Raw genomic sequence first — 17929 nt, 5'->3', positions numbered from 1 at the left:
TTAATTAGAGCTAATTCGGCGGATTATGGGGTACCTCAAAAGAGAAAAAGAGTTTTTTTTATCTGTTCAAAAAAAGCGTTTAAATTTGATGAACCAATCAAGACTCATGGAAATGCCAAAGAAATTATTGTAAATCCGTTGCTAAGACCTTACGAGAACGTATTTGATTGGATGGGTAAATTTGGCTCCAAAGAATTTTACGAAAAGGAAGAGTCAGCTGAAGGAAAATATTATGAAGATCTTTGTATTGTACCTCCAGGCAAAAACTACATCGCTTTAACAGAAAGGGCTGGTTTTTCAGATCCAAAATTCATTGCAGGAAAACGATATTGGACTTTTTTATTAAAACTTGACCCAACGCTACCATCATGGACAATAATATCTCAACCTGGACATTGGGAAGGACCTTTTCATTGGACCTCTAGAAGACTTCGGATTCCTGAATTAGCAGCTATACAAACATTTCCTGAAAACTATTTTTTTAGTGGTTCAAGAAGATCCGTACAAAAACAAATTGGGAATGCTGTTCCTCCTTTATTAGGTAAGGTAATAGTTGATTTTTTAATGAAAAATATTTGATTACATGCCAAATATAGTTAGTGTTTATTCTGGTTGTGGTGGATTAGACCTTGGTTTTCACCAAGCAGGCTATGAAACTATATTAGCTACTGATAATTGGAAGATAGCTTGCGAAACTTTAGAAGCTAATATGATTGCAGATGAAGTTAAATGTGCAGATATAAGAGAAATTGATTTTAAAAGTATACTTATAAAAAGAGGTCTTAAAAATGTTGATTGCTTAATTGGAGGACCTCCATGCCCTCCATATTCTCAAACACGACATTATTTAATAGACAAAAAAAAGGGTGTAGAAGATGAAAAGTATGGTTTCACTTTAAAAGAATATTTTCGCGCAGTTGAAGAATTAAATCCAACAATTTTCTTTTTCGAAAATGTTGATGGTTTCTTACATAAACTGCATTTATATGAATTTGAATATTTACGTGATCAAGCTGAATCATTAGGGTATAATATAACATATAAAGTAGTTAATGCAGCAAATTATGGAGTTGCTCAAACTAGAAAACGCTTTATATGTGTGGGTGTAAAAAAAGAATTACCAGCTTTTGTATTTCCAACCGAAACTCATGCCGATCCAGCAGTAATCAAAAAATTATCGTTGTTAACTAAACCATGGGTTACATGTGGAGATATTTTGAATGAAATAGATTATGATTTACCAGAGGATGCTAATCAATCAGCTGGTTCTAAAGACAAACATTTGTTGCCACTGATTCCTCCTGGAGAAAACTACTTGTTTTTTACAGAAAAACGGGGTTATCCTAATCCCTTATTTAAGTGGAAGTCTAGATATTGGACTTTCTTATTAAAACTTTCTCAAAATCGTCCTTCTTGGACAATTCAAGCTAGCTTTTCTAATAATCAAGGTCCTTTTCATTGGAAAAATAGATTTTTGAGAATAGCTGAAATTAAAAGAATACAATCCTTTGATGATAAATATAATTTAAAAGGATCTTTTCAGGAACAGTGGAGACAAGTTGGAAATGCAGTACCTCCTTATTTGGCTTTTGTATTTGCTAGTAAAATTAAAATGACTTATTTTACTAAAAACAATTCTACTAAAAATATAAAAAGTAAATCTGAATTATTATTACTCTAAATGAAGTGGGAAGTAGATCATGATGCAAAGCTTATAAAAGCTGATCAAGCATTAGCAAGCCAAATTGATAATTTATTAAAAGATATTTTAAGTGTATACAAATGGCAAGTTACTCACACTAGTAGTTCTGGTAGCTTAAGAGGTTTTAAAATAACTCACAATGCTTTAGGATCATTAGACCTTAATATATATGTTGGCAGTGTAAGAAAGGAAGAAGATCGGCGTAGTGATAAAGAAAAGCGAATACAGCTTGGCAATAAAGATCCAAGGAGTACAAAACAAACTGATTCATTTGTTTCAAAAACTTTAATACTTGGAATATATGTATTTAACCAAAATGATAGTTGGGAAGAAACTATTATTGTAGCGTGGCCAATTATAAATACATTTAATTATCCATCAAATCCTAGTTTAAGAACTAATATAGATTTATTGCAAAAAGCCAAAGCATTAGGTTTTAGCTCTATGAGAAACGAAGCTGGATCATTGATATGTGCATTCCGTCCGGAATTTATTCACTTTTATATTGAGAATAAAGATAGTTTGCATAATGGTACTTTACCAGTTTCTGTTGTCCAAGCAGTTACGCCGTCCACAATGGATAGTGATAACCTTTATCGAAACAAAATTATATATGGAGCACCTGGAACCGGTAAAAGCTTTGAATTACAAAAGCAAGCTGATAATGCGGGTTTTATTAGAGACAATACTATTAGAATAACCTTCCATTCTAGTTATTCATATCAACAGTTTGTTGGAACATATCGGCCTGTACCTATATACAAGCAGGGTGATCAACAAAATGATAAATTATTTAAAGCCGATAAAGTAACTGAACTTATTGGTAATGATAATAAGGAACCATTGATTGATTATGCTTTTACTGAAGGACCGTTATTAAAGCAACTTATTAACGCTAAGATAAACCCTGGTAGTAATTATTTAGTTATTATCGAGGAAATCAATCGAGCGCCTGTTGCATCTGTATTTGGAGATATCTTTCAACTTTTAGATCGAAATAACCAAGGAGAAAGTGAATATGAAATCACTTTTAATAATGATATTTTAAATTATTTGAAAAGTCAAGGTATTGATGAAGAGAAAATAAAGCTACCAAGTAATTTATTTATTTGGGCGACTATGAATAGTGCGGATCAAGGTGTAATGCCTTTAGATGCTGCGTTTAAAAGAAGATGGTCATTTGAATACCTGCCTTTAGATAAACAATCTGCCATTGTGGAAGATAGAACTGTAATCTTTCAGCAAAAGGCTTATAATTGGAATAAGTTCAGGTTTTTCATTAATAATAAACTCAAATTACTTGGTATTGCAGAAGATAAAATGATTGGTCCATTTTTTATGAATACAAAGGAGTTAGAGGATGAAAGTGCTATTAAAAATAAATTGCTTCTTTATCTGCGTGATGACGTAGTTCGGCATAATCCAGAAAGCATATTTAAGCATAAAACATTTTCGGAAATTATTAAAGCTTACGATGATCCTGATCAATCCGTTTTTGCCGGGGATGATTTATCCTTAATAGAAGAATAATAAGACAATAGGTCTATTAAATGCAAAGGTTTTATAATTTCATTTTTGTCATTGAAAACGAATATCATTCGGAAGATGAGATACTTTCGCTTTTAAACTATGATGATAAATGGCATGCGAAATTGCTTTCTGAAAAATGTATAAATAGAAATTATCTTGGCCAACTTTCATTTTCCTTCGTAGGTATCATAACTGTTGAGGATTTATTGATTTGTATACTTCCAAAGTATTTCGAGTTAGATAGTCTAGGTTTTGATGATTTGATTGATGCAACTTCAAAGATTATTAAAGTACTAAAAAAAGCAAGCTATATAGATAGAGTAACTCCTGATTATGATAATTTTTCATTTAGTTCCCAAAATTACTTTTCCGAATTAGTATTAGCTGATAATTTAATTAAGGATTATCTTGATAATGGAATATATATCAAAGAGAAGGTCTTATTGAGTGTTAGTCAGGAGGGAGAAGTTGATTGGAATAAAACGATAAATACATTTGATCCCATATTTTCAAAAGGATATCCAATCTATACTGAAACACTAGGTTATTCGACCTATATAGATGATAATTTCATTATTTCAGAAGTACATAAATGGTTAGTTAAATTATACATAAACAAATATGGGAAGCTACTAACATACAACTTTACTTTTAGTGAAGATACTATTCAAGATCTTACTTCATTAGGAGCGATTTCTTATATTAAGGATGTTATATACAAGGAGTTAAGTCAAGTTTATACAGATCGTCAAATAAATATTCTAAAAATATTAATAGCTGGCTTAAATAAATCGTATGATAGCACAATAAAGGGATTCTCTATTTATGGAACGAGTTATTTTCACATTATATGGGAGTTAGCCTGCAGTAATGTTTTAAATAACAAAATAGGAGACTTTAATCAACTTATTCCAAAGCCAGTTTGGAATAACTTAAATGAGGAATCAAAAGATAAAAGTTCACTAAAACCAGATATTATTTCGGTTATACCAAGTCTTGAAATGCTTTTTATCATTGATGCAAAATATTATGCTATTAAATATGAAAACAACCCTGGGTTTAATGTAATCAATAATCCAGGGATAGCAGATGTAGGAAAACAATTTTTATACGAGATGGCATTTTCCAATCTTCCTTATAGAAAATATAATGTTTTCGTTTTTCCTAGTGCTCAAACAACCTTTATAGAAGTATTTGGATTTGTTACATTTAGTTTATTCCTTGAAAGTAAGATATGGCTGGTCTATATTTCTCCTGATCATTTATTTAGTAGCTATTTAAATAATGAAATTTTTGATCTTTCTAGCCTAGGCCTTACAATAGATAAAAAGCTTAATGATAATTGAAAATAATACTGTACTTTTGATGCTTCTAAAGAATAGATTGTTCTGGTTATCAAGATAAATAAGAATAAAATTATTATTTATGCCATTTTCAATTTTGCAATAATAATTATATAAGATAATGGCACATCCAAAAAGAAAAATTTCTAAATCTAGAAGAGATAAGCGTCGTACTCATTATAAAGCGGTAACTCCTACTTTAACAAGTTGTATTAATACAGGAGCTGTTCATCTGCCCCATAGAGCTTATAATGTAGATGGTAACTTATATTTCAACGGTAAAATTTTAATTGAGAATACTCAGATAGCTTAATTGCTCTATAATTCTTTAAAAACTTTTATTATTCTATTTTTTTTCATCCAATTGCTGAGAGTAGGTTCTGTCACTTTATAGCGTTTAGCAATAAATCTTTGTGTAGATCCATTGTTTAGTAAGGCTTCGATTTCAGTACGCACAATGTCAAGCTTACTTTTTCCTGGTCCTTTCGGCCTGCCCAACTGGACCCCGGATAAACGGATTGAATTCAAGGCTTCTTTTGTTCTTTTGCTGATGAGGTCACGTTCAATCTCGGCAGCCATAGCAAAGACCATGGCCAATACTTTGCTTTGAATGGTATCATCCAATTGCCACCCACCTTTTACTGTATATACTTTAATACCCTTTTCCATTGCAATAGATATAATCTCCATGCATTCAAGCATACTTCGTCCAAGACGAGAAAATTCACTAAGCAATATTGTATCACCTTTTTTAAGTTCAGAAAGAATCGGTCCGATTTTACGCTGCCTCCACGAGACTTTTCCTGATATCTTTTCTTCAATAAATTCTACTTTGCCTAAGTTTTTATCATTAGCAAGGTGTAAGATATCAGCTTTATTCTTTTCTAGATTTTGTTCTATTGAAGATACTCTGAGATATGCTATTGTACGAGTCATTTTAGGATTATAAGAAAACCTAATTTAGTAATTAATTTATAATAATGGTTATCATATAAGTTATGACTTTCATCTAATTATAGTTATTATTTATATGATGGTTTAAATGATAATATTATCTCATTATATTTTTATTTCGAAACAGTAAAGCCTAGTGAACCTAATTATTCAAATTAGATGTAATATCATTATATTACACGAAATGCGCATTTCAGGAAATGGATTATAAGGAATATAAAAAAGCTTCAACCCGGCACTTACTAACTTGTAAGTATCTATTAAACAATCTTGAAACTGATAAAAACAATAAAAATCATCATCTTCATAACATTTATTATCTAAGTGGTTATATAATTGAAACGGCACTTAGTTATGCATTTTTCAGTAATTTGAAACATAAAGGTCATGTGGAGGATAGTGAACATTACCACTTAGGATTCAAAACACATAGTTTCTATGCTAAAATAGATTATATGAACAAATGTAATAACGGGCCAGATCTTAGCGCATTACCATTTATATACAATAAGATACAGGATAACAAGATTACCGCGCTCTTTAATGGCTGGAGTACCGATCTCCGATACTTCTATGGAGATAAAGTCCGCGTAAAAGACATTGATCAAGAACTTCTATCAAAGTATTTAAAGTATGTTGAAGAGTTTTTAACCCTGATATTGAGAAGATTTTAATGATACAAATTTATACTGGAATCGAAAGACTTGAAAAGTCTTTAATCGAATTACAAAAAGCTAACGAAATAATTGATTTTAGAATTTACTTAAAATCTAACAATACTATTACTATCTACATAATAGGACCCGAACACCTATTGGATAAAATAACGAAGATATGGCCCGATACTAAATTAGAGGTCGAGTTCTTTTTAGAAGAGGATGAAGACAATTTTCTAAAGAACTTATATTTTAATGAAGGGGATAAAGTAAATACTACTGATTCAGACCGTCGTTTAGTCAATTTATTGGCAAAAGAACGCCTAATTGATACTGGTCGTAAATCTGAGACTCCCATTATAACGTTTTACAGTTATAAGGGTGGAGTTGGAAGATCAACGACACTAGCATCTTGCGCTGCCTATTTAGCAACACATCATAGTAAAAAAGTAGTTATAATAGACTGTGACTTTGAAGCCCCAGGATTCACAAACTTTTTCTTAACTGATTCAGGAGCTCCATTTTACAGCAATGGAGTTGTAGAGTATCTATTAGATTCTGATCTTGATAATAGCGAATTAAGTATACGAAATTATTTATGGGAAGCTTCAAAGGAGTATAGTGGCAAAGGAGAAATTTTTGTTATGCCTTCTGGGAATTTGAACGACTTTCAAACTGAAGACGTACAAGCTTCAGATAGAGATCATTATTTAAAGGGGTTAGCCCGCATAGATTTCTCAGAACGCCAATTTATTGTTAATAAATTTAATAGCTTAATTTATAAAATTAATGAAGAAATTAAGCCAGACCTGATTTTACTGGATTCTAGAACCGGATTTAATGATGTGTTTGGATTAACAGCTTTTCAGCTTTCAGACATAGTAATAGGCTTTTTTGGAAACAACATACAAACACTTCCCGGAATTCATTTTTTTATAGATTCAATTATTAAGCGCCAATACTTGGTTGGAATTATAGTTAATTCAATAATTCCTGCCAGCAATAAAAGAAGGTGGTTCAATAACTTCAAGGAAAATGTTCAGAGCTATTTGTCAAGGAAGTCATTGGCTGTGAGTAATGGCGTTATAATAAATGATGATGAGATCAATATTGATATGTTTCCTATTACTCGGAATGAAGTGCTAGAATCAGTTGGAAATAAAGATAGCGATAGATTAGATTTTATTGACCTTATAAAAGAAAAGTCCTCTCCAGAACAAGCTGAACTATTCGAAAAAATAAATTCATTACTCTACGACTATAATAAATATGCTATAAAGGAAAGCGAAAATTCAGAGCATAATGAAGAAGACTTATACATCGAAGACACGGATCATGAAAATATAGAAGAAAACTTCAATGAACTTTCTGAACTAAACAAAATTGACAGTGAATATGAAATTTTTGACGCTCAAAACGATAATGTATATGAGGTCAAAATGCGCGTACTCACAACACTTAAGGAAAAGATGCCGGAATTATATGCAGAAGATATTGAAGACTTTCAATTAGAATATAATCAAGGAAGGTATTTTTACAGGAATTGCATGCTGGACTTGTTCAACTTAGACAAGTTTATTGTGCTCGGAAATAAGGGAACAGGTAAGACCTATATATATAAATCACTGAAAAACAATGATATAGTTAGCCACTTAAAAGGAATAGCCAATAAATCTGAAATTGAATATAGATTCATTCACATTATTTTCAAAAACAAGTATTTTATTGATACGACTAAATTTGACGGCCTAGAAAAATATTCAAATGAGAAATACTATGAAAGATTTTGGCAAGTATATATATGGAATGTTTTAACAAGAGAATTAGATAAAGAGCTAAGCTTAACTTCAACCATTGAAACATTTCCTGTTGAAGATAACACAATAACATCTCTGCGATTTAATCAAATTATATCAAGTGATGATATGATGATAGAAGTAGAACTTGGATTGGAGAACATCGATAGATCTCTAAAGATTAAAGGCGATGAGCATGTTATTATAATTTTTGACGAATTAGATCATGTAGTAAAACCGCATCTATGGTCTGAGCGAGTTGCACCTCTAATAAATTTATGCAAGAAATTTACTTATTCAAGAATATTTCCAAAGATGTTCCTTAGAAGCGACTTATTTGAAAAAATTTCCAATGTTAACAATATTCAAGCTTTAAATAACAGGTCTATTAACATTGAATGGAATCGAGAAGAATTATTCGCCTATTTTTTCAAAATAATTCTATCTCACTCCAAAGATGATTTTTATTTTTTGATGAGGGAGTATAAGGACTTTCCTAAAAATCATATAGCAAAAATAAGAAGAGAAATTGACAAACAAGATAAGCAACCAGCAACTGAAGAATATATACTTAAGCATTTAACTGCAACATTTTTTGGTAAGTATGCCGATGTTAATAATACCCCTAGATATGGAGAAAGTTATGACTGGTTTTTTAAAAATCTTAAGAATGCTAATGAGACGATTAGCCTTCGACCTTTTATAGATTTATTGTCTGAATCAGTTAAATGGGCAATTATTGGTGAGGATCGACGTCCAAAGCCAATTTTGCCTCAATATTATTATACACATGGGCAAACTAGAGGAAAGGCGGTTGAAAGGCACTTTAAGGATTTAGCAAGTGAAAAAGGAAATGGAGATTTGACTTACATCTTTCAATATATTAGAGATGATGCAGATAGTAGGTTTAAATTATTAGAACTTCAACAGCAAGATTTTTATAACTTATTAGATAATGTTATTGAAAAATATTCTAGTGCATTAGAGAATAAAACTAAGGAAGGTTTAATAGAACTATTGAAAGTAAATGGAATTATCTTAGATAGATTTCAACGAGCTGGCGCAACAAACAACGTACAGAAAAGATATCAATTTGCCTTACTATATAAATACTATTTGGGTTTAAAAAACAAGATCAGGAATTAATGTTTTATAACCATATACCACGTCACATTAGGTTTTTCAATCAGTGAATTCCCAGTGTATCCCTATATACGAATATCTGTATATTCGTATATAGGATAGTTGCCCATCAAACCAAAATGCCCTCGATGGGCATTTTTTGTTCTCGGTCCGCTCCAAAGACATAACCTTCCGGTTATGCTTTTTCGCCCCTAAGCCAGCTTCGTATTTAGGATTTTGTCAAATCCTAAATTCTCCCTACCTTAGGGTTGATCGTAAAGAAGCGAGGGGGGGCAGATGTATATACATTTCGTTTCACTACATTATATACTATCGCCAACCCTCGCAAAAAAGCTTAACGCTGCGCTACTTTTTTGGCCAAAGATCCCAAGGGACAAAGCGCTTCGCTAATGCCCCAAGGTCTTTCATTAAAGATGAATTTTGAAGATGGAAAAGGAAACCAATATTATCCTCCGGGTCAGTCCGTCGGATAAAAAGATCATCCAGGATAAGGCTAACGAGGCTGGCGCATCGGTGAGCGAGTATGCCCGGAAGATGCTGCTTTCAGGAAGCATCATTAAGATCGAAGGGGACGAAAAAAAGATCCTGAACGGGATCGCAAATAATTTAAACCAGCTCACCCGGCACGCCAATTCCACCGGTATCATACCGGTGGAAGTTGCTGCTACCTTAAGGGAACTGATAGAGAAAATACGCTATGCCTACCGCAAACGCTAACACGGGAAACGGCTTTGCCAAGGCTATATCTTACGCCCTCCAGGAAACTAAAAAGTATCCTGAAGAGACGCGCGCAAAACTGCTCGAGCTGAACCAGGTTTACGGCTCGAGCAGGGAGATGGGAAAGCAAATGCGGGAGGTGGCCGATGAGCGGAAGACTGCGCAGAAACCGGTGCTGCATGTGCAGATCAATTTTCATCCGGATGAAAAATTGAGCCGGGCCCAGGCGGAGCAGGCGATCGACAGTATCCTAAAGGATATCGGGATAGAAAAAGACAACCACCAGTATGTGGTGGTGCAGCATAAGGATAAGGCGCATGACCATTATCATGTTGTAGCCAATAGGATCGGGATGGACGGAGAGCTATTAAATGACCACCGAATCAAAGACCGTCTGCAGGTGGCCTGCGATAAAGTTGAGCAACTGCAGCAACTCCGGCCAACGACCGGGAGGACGGTGGTCTATGATCCTTCCTTAAAGAAAGGTTTCCGGTATGTAAAGACCCAAAAACAGCAAAAAGAACAAAAGCCGGTCAGAGATAAAAACCCAGCTATTATGGATACAAAAAATGAGATCCGGATTGCCCTAACGGAGGTACTTTCCAAAGAAGAAGTAAAGAACCCGGAGCAACTGAGGGAAGCTCTTGGTAAAAGGGGGATTGATGTGCAGTTATCCCAAAATAAGAACGGGATATCCGGGGTTAGTTTCCGGAAAGATGAAATTGCAGTAAAGGGATCAGCTGCCGGATACCGGTGGGCCGATATCAGCGAAGCTTTATCAGAAAACCAGGCTAAGTCCGAGCGGTTAGAGAATGTTAACCCACACCGCCTTAAATCTTCGCTGGCTGTTCACCTGGAAGGTCAGAAGGAGCAAAGCTTATTTATAAAAGGCGACAGCAAAACACCAGGCATCCAGGTGCCAAAGTTTGAAAGCCATTCTGCAGGGATCAGACCAGAGGTTAAGGATCCATCTGCAGGTTTACAGCCCACCAAACAGGAACAGCAGGAAGTAGATTTTGCAAAAGAGTATAATCCAAAGGCTCAGGGGGCGATCAGGGAAATCAAAGCTGAGCTTGAAAAGGGTAATACCTCTTTAGATGTAAACAGCGTTATGGCAAAGCATGGATTTAAGGCTGAGCAGGATCAGTTTGTTTATTCAAGCGGAGGAATGCAAAAAGGGATCCCTAATAATGCATTTGACCATGCGGTCAAAGGGGTAAAGCAACAACAGCAGATTTTCAAGGGCATTGAATCTAAGTACAATGACCTGATGAAAAAGGCGCCTGAAAAAATTGGTCTTCTTGATAAGCTATCGGGAAAGGCAAGCGAAAAGGAGAAAGCAAACAGCAACCTGGAAAGAGAGAAAATCAACGCTATAAAGCCTGAGTTTAAGCCAAGGGTATATGGCCTTGAGGAAAGGGATTTTGAGGTGAGGCCCAAATTTGAACAACGGCAGTTTGAACATAACCGGCAGCAGGAGTTTAAGAAAAGTATATCACCATCAAAGGAGCAGGACCAAAGCAAAGGATTAAGCAGATAAATAAAGAACCATGAAAGAAATCAACCATGATTACCCGAAACCGGCACAAAAAATTTCCATCGTAAAAATTATCCTTTACTGGGCGCTTGGTACTACCGGACTCAGCTTTTTCTTTTTTGCCTTTACCAGGCTTCCTGACTGGCTGGTGGTCCTTATTTTTCTTTCTGCTACAGGATATGGCGCATATTGGATCTATAAGAAAGTTAAAGGTGCGGTATCAGGTGTTTCTGCTTCTACGCCTTCCAGGCAGGAGCCTGAAAGGATGGATCTGGATCTAAATAACAGTGTAAAGATCCTTAACCCTTATGCCGGGGTATTTGTCTGTGGAGGTGCCGGAAGCGGAAAGAGTAAAAGTATCGTAGAGCCCATTATTTATGATGCAGGACGGAAGAACTTTGCAGGTGTGGTCTATGACTTTAAATACCCGGAGCTTGCAAGGTATGTAGAGAGCGCCTACCAGAACAGTCCTGTGAACCGGTACTATGTAAACTTCTCAGATCTATCCACCAGTAACCGGGTAAACCCTATCTCTCCGGAGATCATGAGGAATGCATCCTTTGCCCGCGAGTTTGCTCATACGATCTTGGCCAACTTGAACCCGCAGATGATCTCTAAGCCGGATTTCTGGTCAGATAACAGTTTAAGCCTGCTCAGTGCAGTATTCTGGTATTTAAGGCAGGAGCAGCCGCAATATTGCACGCTTCCCCATGCGATCAGCCTGGTACTGCAGCCCAACTATGAGGCACTGATCAGACTGCTGCAAACAAATATGCAATGCGCAGATATGGTGGCACCGATTGCAGTGGCCATGCAGACGGGAGCAGGGAACCAGCTTGCCGGAGTGATCAGCAGCCTTCAGATCTCTCTTGGCAAAATCAATACCCCTGAAATCTATTATATCACTTCTAAAAGTGACTTTAGCCTGGATCTGAATGATCCTGGTAATCCTGGAATACTAACCATTGGAAATGACCCGATACTAGCTTCTACCTATGCACCAGTGATTGGCCTTATTCTTACTGCCATTACCAAGCAGTTAAATCAGCAGGGAAAACAGAAATCCATGGTGTTGCTTGATGAGTTTCCTACTGTGTTTGTGCCTAACATCGAGCAGTTACCTGCAACAGCCAGAAGTAACAAAGTTGCCACTGTCCTTGCCTGCCAGGATATCACGCAAATTGTTGACAGGTATGGTAAGGAAAAAGCAGAAGCAATTTTATCAAACCTTGGAAACCAGTTTTATGGCAGAACAACCAATCCGCAAACTGCCCAGCGGGTAAGTCAGATGTTTGGTAAATCTGATAAGCTTATGAAAACGGACAGTCAGAACTTCAACCGAAGTATCATAGGAGACATGAGAAATGGGAGGGGTGAAAGCTATGCTTACCAGGAAAGAGATCTTGTAAAAGTTCAAGAAGTTGCAACTATTGAAACAGGGTCATTTTACACCCTTTTGAGCGAAGGGAATGTAAGGCAAGGCAAAACTTCAGTAGCATTGAATAATTCCTTTATGCAAGCAGATTTACCTAGAAAATCAGAGGTATCAGAACATACATTAAATAGCGTATTTAATAATATAAAGATTGATAGTAATAGTATTCTTCAAGCAGTAGCAACAAATTAAGAAGCTGCAGTCCTATCCTTTAATAAGATAGGCTGCAAATGCGCTTACAAGAACTTTTATTAGGTCTATTGTCCAATTTATTACGTCTTTCGTTGTTATTTTCTCTTTTTGCTGAATCGTATTCGATTGTTTTTTCATAATCTTTTTTCTTATAAATAGTCTGCAATTATAAATAGCACTCAACTTTTTAGAAAGGACAGGCAAATGGCTTATCAATCCAAAATTAATGCTATCTCCATCGGCTTTAAATCACATAGATTTACTAAGTGATGGTAGTATATTACTTACCTGATCAAGTTTGTTGCAGTAAAGCTCAAAAGAAATTGAGAAAGCGTAAACGACAAGAAGAAAACCGACTTTAAATAGCTTACTGCGTGCTTGCCATGCTTTGCATTTACGATATGAATATTAAAAATTAGCGAATTGACTTGTAATGTGGTTCTAAAAACTGTACATTCGTGTCAATACGTAATAATGTCAATACGTATTGATATATTTTTTTTAATGACTAAAATAATTACGATTGCACATCAAAAAGGCGGTGTAGGAAAAAGTACATTGGCTTTAAATCTTGCTTATAGATTCAGTAAGGAAGTAGCTACAGGATTAACAGATACAGATCCCCAAGGATCTACGATGCAATTAAAAGATATTGTTGAAGGTATTGATATTATAAAATATGAGGGGGTGAAACATTTAAGAAAGCAACCCTATGAAGTTATTTTTATTGATACCCCTCCTTATTTAACTGAAAATATGGTGCCTATATTTTTAGAATCAGATTTCGTCTTGATACCTACAAAAGCAGGAGTACCTGATATAATGGCTATACGTGATACCATTGAATTAGTTAAAGAAGCACAGCGAAAAAAACCAGAATTAAAAGCGGGTATAGTTCTTAATATGGTAAAACCAAGAGCCAGTATAACAGAGCAAGCCAGGGAACAATTAGAAAACTATGATTTGCCTATTCTTGCAGAAATTCGTGATAGAGTTGTCTTTAATAATACTTTTCTCTCCGGAGGAATAAGCACTGGTACTGATCAACAAGCTATACAAGAACTGGAATATTTAACAACCCAAATACTAAACCTATTATAATGGGAGCATTCGATAAATTAAAACAAATAACGCCTAAAGAAACACCAAAACAAAAGATCGTACCTGTTAAAGAAAGGAAACGAGATGCTGAAAGTAGCTATACACTTTGGTTGGATAAAGAGTTACTTAAGTCTTTAAAACTTAAAGCGGTTGAAGAAGGTGTAAATGTTAAAACTCTAGTTGAAGAAGCAATAAGGGGATATTTGAAGTAATAACGTATTGACGTCAATACGTTATTACTATTTAGAATAAGTAAATGGAAACTGAAATTAATGATTTACGACACGCTATAACCCAGCTTGTAAATAGTCCTTACATATCTTTTGCAGATGTTAAAAAGCAGAAGAATATTATGGGCGTATATATGATCTATGATCAATTTGATAGCCTTATGTATATTGGTAGTACTAACAAATTTAATGTTAGGTTTGGAACTGATCTAAGGCACGAATCAACACATACATTAATGAAGAAATTAATAACTCTCCAGGTACACCTTGACAGAGCAACTGCTCAGGATCACTTTTCAAATCATTATAAATATAAAGTACATATATGCTATAATAAACGTGAAGCCGAAGCTTTAGAACACTTAGCTATTTGGATTTTAAATCCTAAGTATAACAAGTAGCAGAGTTTAAGACTTCATAGGTATAACTCCTTTTTTCTGAAACACTCCAACTATAAAGGCAGCCGGATCATTAATAGCTGTTTTTCCTTTTTTCATTTGCTCTATCAGTTTAAGAAATTCGTCATAATTTTTGTGAGCAATGAGTTTGGCCATATCCTCAGAAACGCCATAGGCAGTAACAGTTCTTACTGCCTTCTGAAATTCAATAGATTGATTAAAATCGATAGTTAACTGTTTTTCTTTTTTAAAATCTACATAAATAACAATGAGTTCATAGGAGCGCCCCCGCTTTTTCAGATCATAATCAAACTGTACATCTGTATGTTCATTTATCTGCTTTTTTGCTATATCTAGTACTTTAGTTTGAAACTCGCTAATTCTCTCAAATTGCTCCTTGGTCTTTCCTTTTGGGTCTTTTAAACTAAGCATTTCTTTAAGATCCGAAATAGTCATTTTAACTACGCCAGCTGACCTCCATTGACAAGCAAGAGCATATAAACGTTTAGCATATTTTGATGAACAAGAAAGCACCGCTTTCAATTGCATTCTGGTAAAATTGTTTTTTAACTCAAAAAAGTAGGGTCTAGCCTTATCATTGATTGCAACTGTAAAATATCCTTTGCCGGTATGGTATGTAAAGCTTTTAAACAGCCACAATTGAATATATTTTTCTGTTGTTTCTATCTCAAACATTCGAGAACCAATATCCTGGCTAGCTTCCCTAAGTTGTTGATAATTCCATTTTCTACCGGTAATTAATTCAATGTCTTGTACATGAATATCATACTCTTTGTCTTTATCATCACCTTTTTCTAAACATGCTAGAAGCATAAACAGGATATCTAATTGACAAGCGGTAAAATCATAGCGCCCGCTTGTAATCATATTATGTTGCATGATTACTTTATTTGCCGGGATTTGATAAACTTCCATAATCCAAACATAAGCATAACCACAATTAAAAACAACATATGTTTATAATTGTGGTTTTTAACTTATAAAAAGTGGTTTTTAACTTATAAAAAGTGGTAATTGACTTATAAAAAGTGGTAATTGACTTATAAAAGGTGGTTTTTAAGTCATATAAACCACTGTATATCAATATATTAATCATACCTAAAATAAAGAAAATAAATAAAATATAAAAAACATTGTTATGCCCCCTCCAAAAAGCTTCTACGATAAAAAAGATTATGGGAATCGCAACAAAAAAACAAAGAGGGGGATTAAATAAAAAAAATCGGGTTGCGCCGTGATGTTATAACATTTAATCTTAATTTGCGGTTTAAATAGGGTATTGGTTATAACATGAAAACAAACATTATAAATATTGGCAATAGCTACGGAATCATACTTCCTACAGTGCTTTTAAAGCAATTAAAATTATCTAAGAGATCCACTGTAGAACTTACAATAAGTAATGGAAGCATTATTATTAAACCTGAACCACGTCAAGGATGGGCCGAAGCTGCTTATTCCATAAGTACTACTGGAAATGATAACAAGCATTTACCTAACGAATTTGAAAGGGAAGAATGGACATGGTAAAAATTAATCAATATGAAGTTTTCTTGATTTCTTTGGATTCTTCACTAGAAAGTGAAGTAGCAAAGACGCTACCATGCGTAGTAGTAAGTCCGGACGAAATGAATGGATTTTCAAAAACTTTAGTTGTCGTCCCCATAACATCTAAAATTACGAGCTATCCTTGGCGTGTACCTTGCGTTATTGCCAATAGATCTGCCTCTATGGCTACCGATCAAATAAAAGTAGTACACAGAGCTTGTATAGGTCTTAAAATTGGGAAACTATCTAAACACGAAATTATTTCTTTGAAAGATGCTTTACATAAAATGTTAATAGATTAAACTTTATATATGAATATTCTGAAAAACCTCAGGTACACTTACAATGATTTTACTGAACTATCAGAGCAGGGCCTCAATAAATGAGGTTAGCCGTAATGATCTTATTGAATGACTCCAATGGAAATGGAATATATGAAGATGAACAGTCATTAAAAAAGTTTAATATACTTACTCTTGAAGAAGGACAAAAAATAATGCTACAATAACTTAGAAAAAATAGAATTTGAATAAAAAACTAAAATTATTAGCTAATGCACAGTAATTTTCAATACTTTTGAAAAAAACGTCAAGACGAAAATTTCAAGACAATGCGGGAAACACTTGGAGAATATATTAGAAATTTGAGAAAAGAACATAATATGACTTTGACAAAGCTAGCTGCAGCGTTGGATATTGATCAATCAAGTCTTTCTAAAATTGAAAATAATAAAAAAGTGATTTCGGAAGACATCCTACCAGCATTAGCTCAAGTTTTTAAACTAGATGTTAAAATATTGGAGAAGGAATATTATAGCGAAAAAATTGCAGAGTTAATTTACAGAGAGTCAGATTCATCTGAATTATTTAAGCTGGCAAATGAAAAAGCCAGCTACCTTCGAGCCAAATATACTCATCAGGGTAACCTAAACCTTTAAAAATGAAATTAGATCTAATCCAAGAATATTTACCAGAGATGGTTTTTAAGGAACCATGTTTACCAATACTAAGAGAAAAAAAAGGAACCTGTCTAACGATAGACCCATTAAATGAAAAGAATTATTTTATTACTAAAGAACTTACAGAGCAAGTAATTGAAAGTAAAATACAGGCCCTAAGTTTTTTTAGTGGAGCTGGAGGACTAGATATTGGAGCTCAGCTTGCTAAAGCAAAAGTTATATCATCACATGACTTTGATAAAGATAGCATAGCAACTCTTTCCAATAACAATTTTTTTAATCATACTAAGCATAATTTAGGAAACATAACCGATACTGATGCTTTGCTATTTAAAGAAACTATAAAAACTAATAACCCTGAAAAACTAATTATGATTGGTGGGCCTCCATGCCAACCCTTCTCAAAAGCTGGTTATTGGCTTACATTAAAAAATAGGCTTAGTCATGAAGATCCCCGTAATATGATTGGCCATTACTTAAAGTTGGTTTCAGATATTCGTCCTGACGGGTTTATATTAGAAAATGTAGAAAGTTTACTTCATCCCCATAATAAATTTGCTGTAGATAACCTGGTTGAGGCTATTGATAAATTAGGATTTAAATTGAAATTAATTAGAGCTAATTCGGCGGATTATGGGGTACCTCAAAAGAGAAAAAGAGTTTTTTTT

The 17929-nt window shown here is 34.2% G+C and carries 19 protein-coding genes; 17 read left to right on the top strand and 2 right to left on the bottom strand.

The genetic code is table 11. From position 1 onward, the window contains the following. From IEW69_RS16600 to rpmF, 5 genes are all read left to right on the top strand, one after another. Window positions 1-579: DNA cytosine methyltransferase (locus IEW69_RS16600; protein ID WP_188627997.1), on the top strand; the 579-nt coding region annotated here is incomplete at its 5' end. A gap of 4 nt (window positions 580-583) precedes the next feature. Next, entirely contained in the window at window positions 584-1681 is a 1098-nt protein-coding gene (locus IEW69_RS16595; protein ID WP_188627996.1) for a DNA cytosine methyltransferase, read from the top strand. After that, window positions 1682-3232, top strand: coding sequence for an AAA family ATPase (locus IEW69_RS16590; protein ID WP_188627995.1), 1551 nt, complete (start codon window positions 1682-1684; stop codon window positions 3230-3232). Between the two features lie 20 nt (window positions 3233-3252). Further along, window positions 3253-4578: an LlaJI family restriction endonuclease gene (locus IEW69_RS16585; protein ID WP_188627994.1), complete on the top strand. Its 1326-nt coding sequence runs from the start codon at window positions 3253-3255 to the stop codon at window positions 4576-4578. Window positions 4579-4696: 118 nt separating this feature from the next. After that, window positions 4697-4888, top strand: a complete 192-nt coding sequence (gene rpmF, locus IEW69_RS16580) for a 50S ribosomal protein L32 (protein ID WP_188627993.1) — start codon at window positions 4697-4699, stop codon at window positions 4886-4888. A 5-nt stretch (window positions 4889-4893) separates the two neighbouring features. Here rpmF and IEW69_RS16575 read toward each other — a convergent pair whose 3' ends face one another. Next, the gene (locus IEW69_RS16575) at window positions 4894-5511 is read right to left on the bottom strand and encodes a recombinase family protein (protein WP_188627992.1); all 618 of its coding nucleotides are present in this window, start codon (window positions 5509-5511) and stop codon (window positions 4894-4896) included. Between the two features lie 473 nt (window positions 5512-5984). Between IEW69_RS16575 and IEW69_RS16570 the strand changes: the two genes are divergently transcribed. The 8 genes from IEW69_RS16570 to IEW69_RS16535 all read left to right on the top strand — a co-directional run bounded on the left by IEW69_RS16570 (window position 5985) and on the right by IEW69_RS16535 (window position 14737). Further along, the gene (locus tag IEW69_RS16570) at window positions 5985-6203 is read left to right on the top strand and encodes a hypothetical protein (RefSeq protein ID WP_188627991.1); all 219 of its coding nucleotides are present in this window, start codon (window positions 5985-5987) and stop codon (window positions 6201-6203) included. Continuing rightward, window positions 6203-9127: a KGGVGR-motif variant AAA ATPase gene (locus IEW69_RS16565; protein WP_188627990.1), complete on the top strand. Its 2925-nt coding sequence runs from the start codon at window positions 6203-6205 to the stop codon at window positions 9125-9127. Before IEW69_RS16570 ends, IEW69_RS16565 begins: the two co-directional genes overlap by 1 nt. Window positions 9128-9550: 423 nt before the next feature. Continuing rightward, on the top strand, window positions 9551-9841 hold the full coding sequence (locus tag IEW69_RS16560) for a plasmid mobilization protein (RefSeq protein WP_188627989.1): 291 nt from the start codon (window positions 9551-9553) through the stop codon (window positions 9839-9841). Further along, complete coding sequence (locus tag IEW69_RS16555) at window positions 9822-11381, top strand: relaxase/mobilization nuclease domain-containing protein (protein WP_188627988.1); 1560 nt, start codon at window positions 9822-9824, stop codon at window positions 11379-11381. Before IEW69_RS16560 ends, IEW69_RS16555 begins: the two co-directional genes overlap by 20 nt. A 10-nt stretch (window positions 11382-11391) precedes the next feature. Next, on the top strand, window positions 11392-13005 hold the full coding sequence (locus IEW69_RS16550) for a type IV secretory system conjugative DNA transfer family protein (protein ID WP_188627987.1): 1614 nt from the start codon (window positions 11392-11394) through the stop codon (window positions 13003-13005). 474 nt (window positions 13006-13479) lie between these two features. Further along, window positions 13480-14106, top strand: a complete 627-nt coding sequence (locus tag IEW69_RS16545; RefSeq protein ID WP_188627986.1) for a nucleotide-binding protein — start codon at window positions 13480-13482, stop codon at window positions 14104-14106. Further along, entirely contained in the window at window positions 14106-14318 is a 213-nt protein-coding gene (locus tag IEW69_RS16540; protein WP_188627985.1) for a hypothetical protein, read from the top strand. Before IEW69_RS16545 ends, IEW69_RS16540 begins: the two co-directional genes overlap by 1 nt. A gap of 44 nt (window positions 14319-14362) precedes the next feature. Beyond that, window positions 14363-14737, top strand: coding sequence for a GIY-YIG nuclease family protein (locus IEW69_RS16535; protein ID WP_188627984.1), 375 nt, complete (start codon window positions 14363-14365; stop codon window positions 14735-14737). 6 nt (window positions 14738-14743) lie between these two features. Here IEW69_RS16535 and IEW69_RS16530 read toward each other — a convergent pair whose 3' ends face one another. After that, on the bottom strand, window positions 14744-15670 hold the full coding sequence (locus tag IEW69_RS16530) for a replication initiation protein (RefSeq protein WP_188627983.1): 927 nt from the start codon (window positions 15668-15670) through the stop codon (window positions 14744-14746). A gap of 375 nt (window positions 15671-16045) precedes the next feature. On the opposite strand from IEW69_RS16530, the gene IEW69_RS16525 reads away from it, so the two are divergent. The 4 genes from IEW69_RS16525 to IEW69_RS16510 all read left to right on the top strand — a co-directional run. After that, window positions 16046-16285 carry an AbrB/MazE/SpoVT family DNA-binding domain-containing protein gene (locus IEW69_RS16525; protein ID WP_188627982.1) on the top strand — a complete coding sequence of 80 codons (240 nt, stop codon included), beginning with the start codon at window positions 16046-16048 and terminating at the stop codon, window positions 16283-16285. Then, window positions 16279-16605, top strand: a complete 327-nt coding sequence (locus IEW69_RS16520) for a type II toxin-antitoxin system PemK/MazF family toxin (protein ID WP_188627981.1) — start codon at window positions 16279-16281, stop codon at window positions 16603-16605. Before IEW69_RS16525 ends, IEW69_RS16520 begins: the two co-directional genes overlap by 7 nt. 308 nt (window positions 16606-16913) lie before the next feature. After that, window positions 16914-17240, top strand: coding sequence for a helix-turn-helix domain-containing protein (locus IEW69_RS16515; protein WP_188627980.1), 327 nt, complete (start codon window positions 16914-16916; stop codon window positions 17238-17240). A 2-nt stretch (window positions 17241-17242) separates the two neighbouring features. Next, window positions 17243-17929: DNA cytosine methyltransferase (locus tag IEW69_RS16510; protein WP_188627979.1), on the top strand; the 687-nt coding region annotated here is incomplete at its 3' end.

It is taken from the genome of Pedobacter quisquiliarum (genome assembly GCF_014642175.1).
Classification (GTDB): Bacteria; Bacteroidota; Bacteroidia; order Sphingobacteriales; family Sphingobacteriaceae; genus Pedobacter; species Pedobacter quisquiliarum.
The sequence above is the reverse complement of the archived record's forward strand: the minus strand, read 5'-3'. Positions and strand labels throughout refer to the sequence as shown.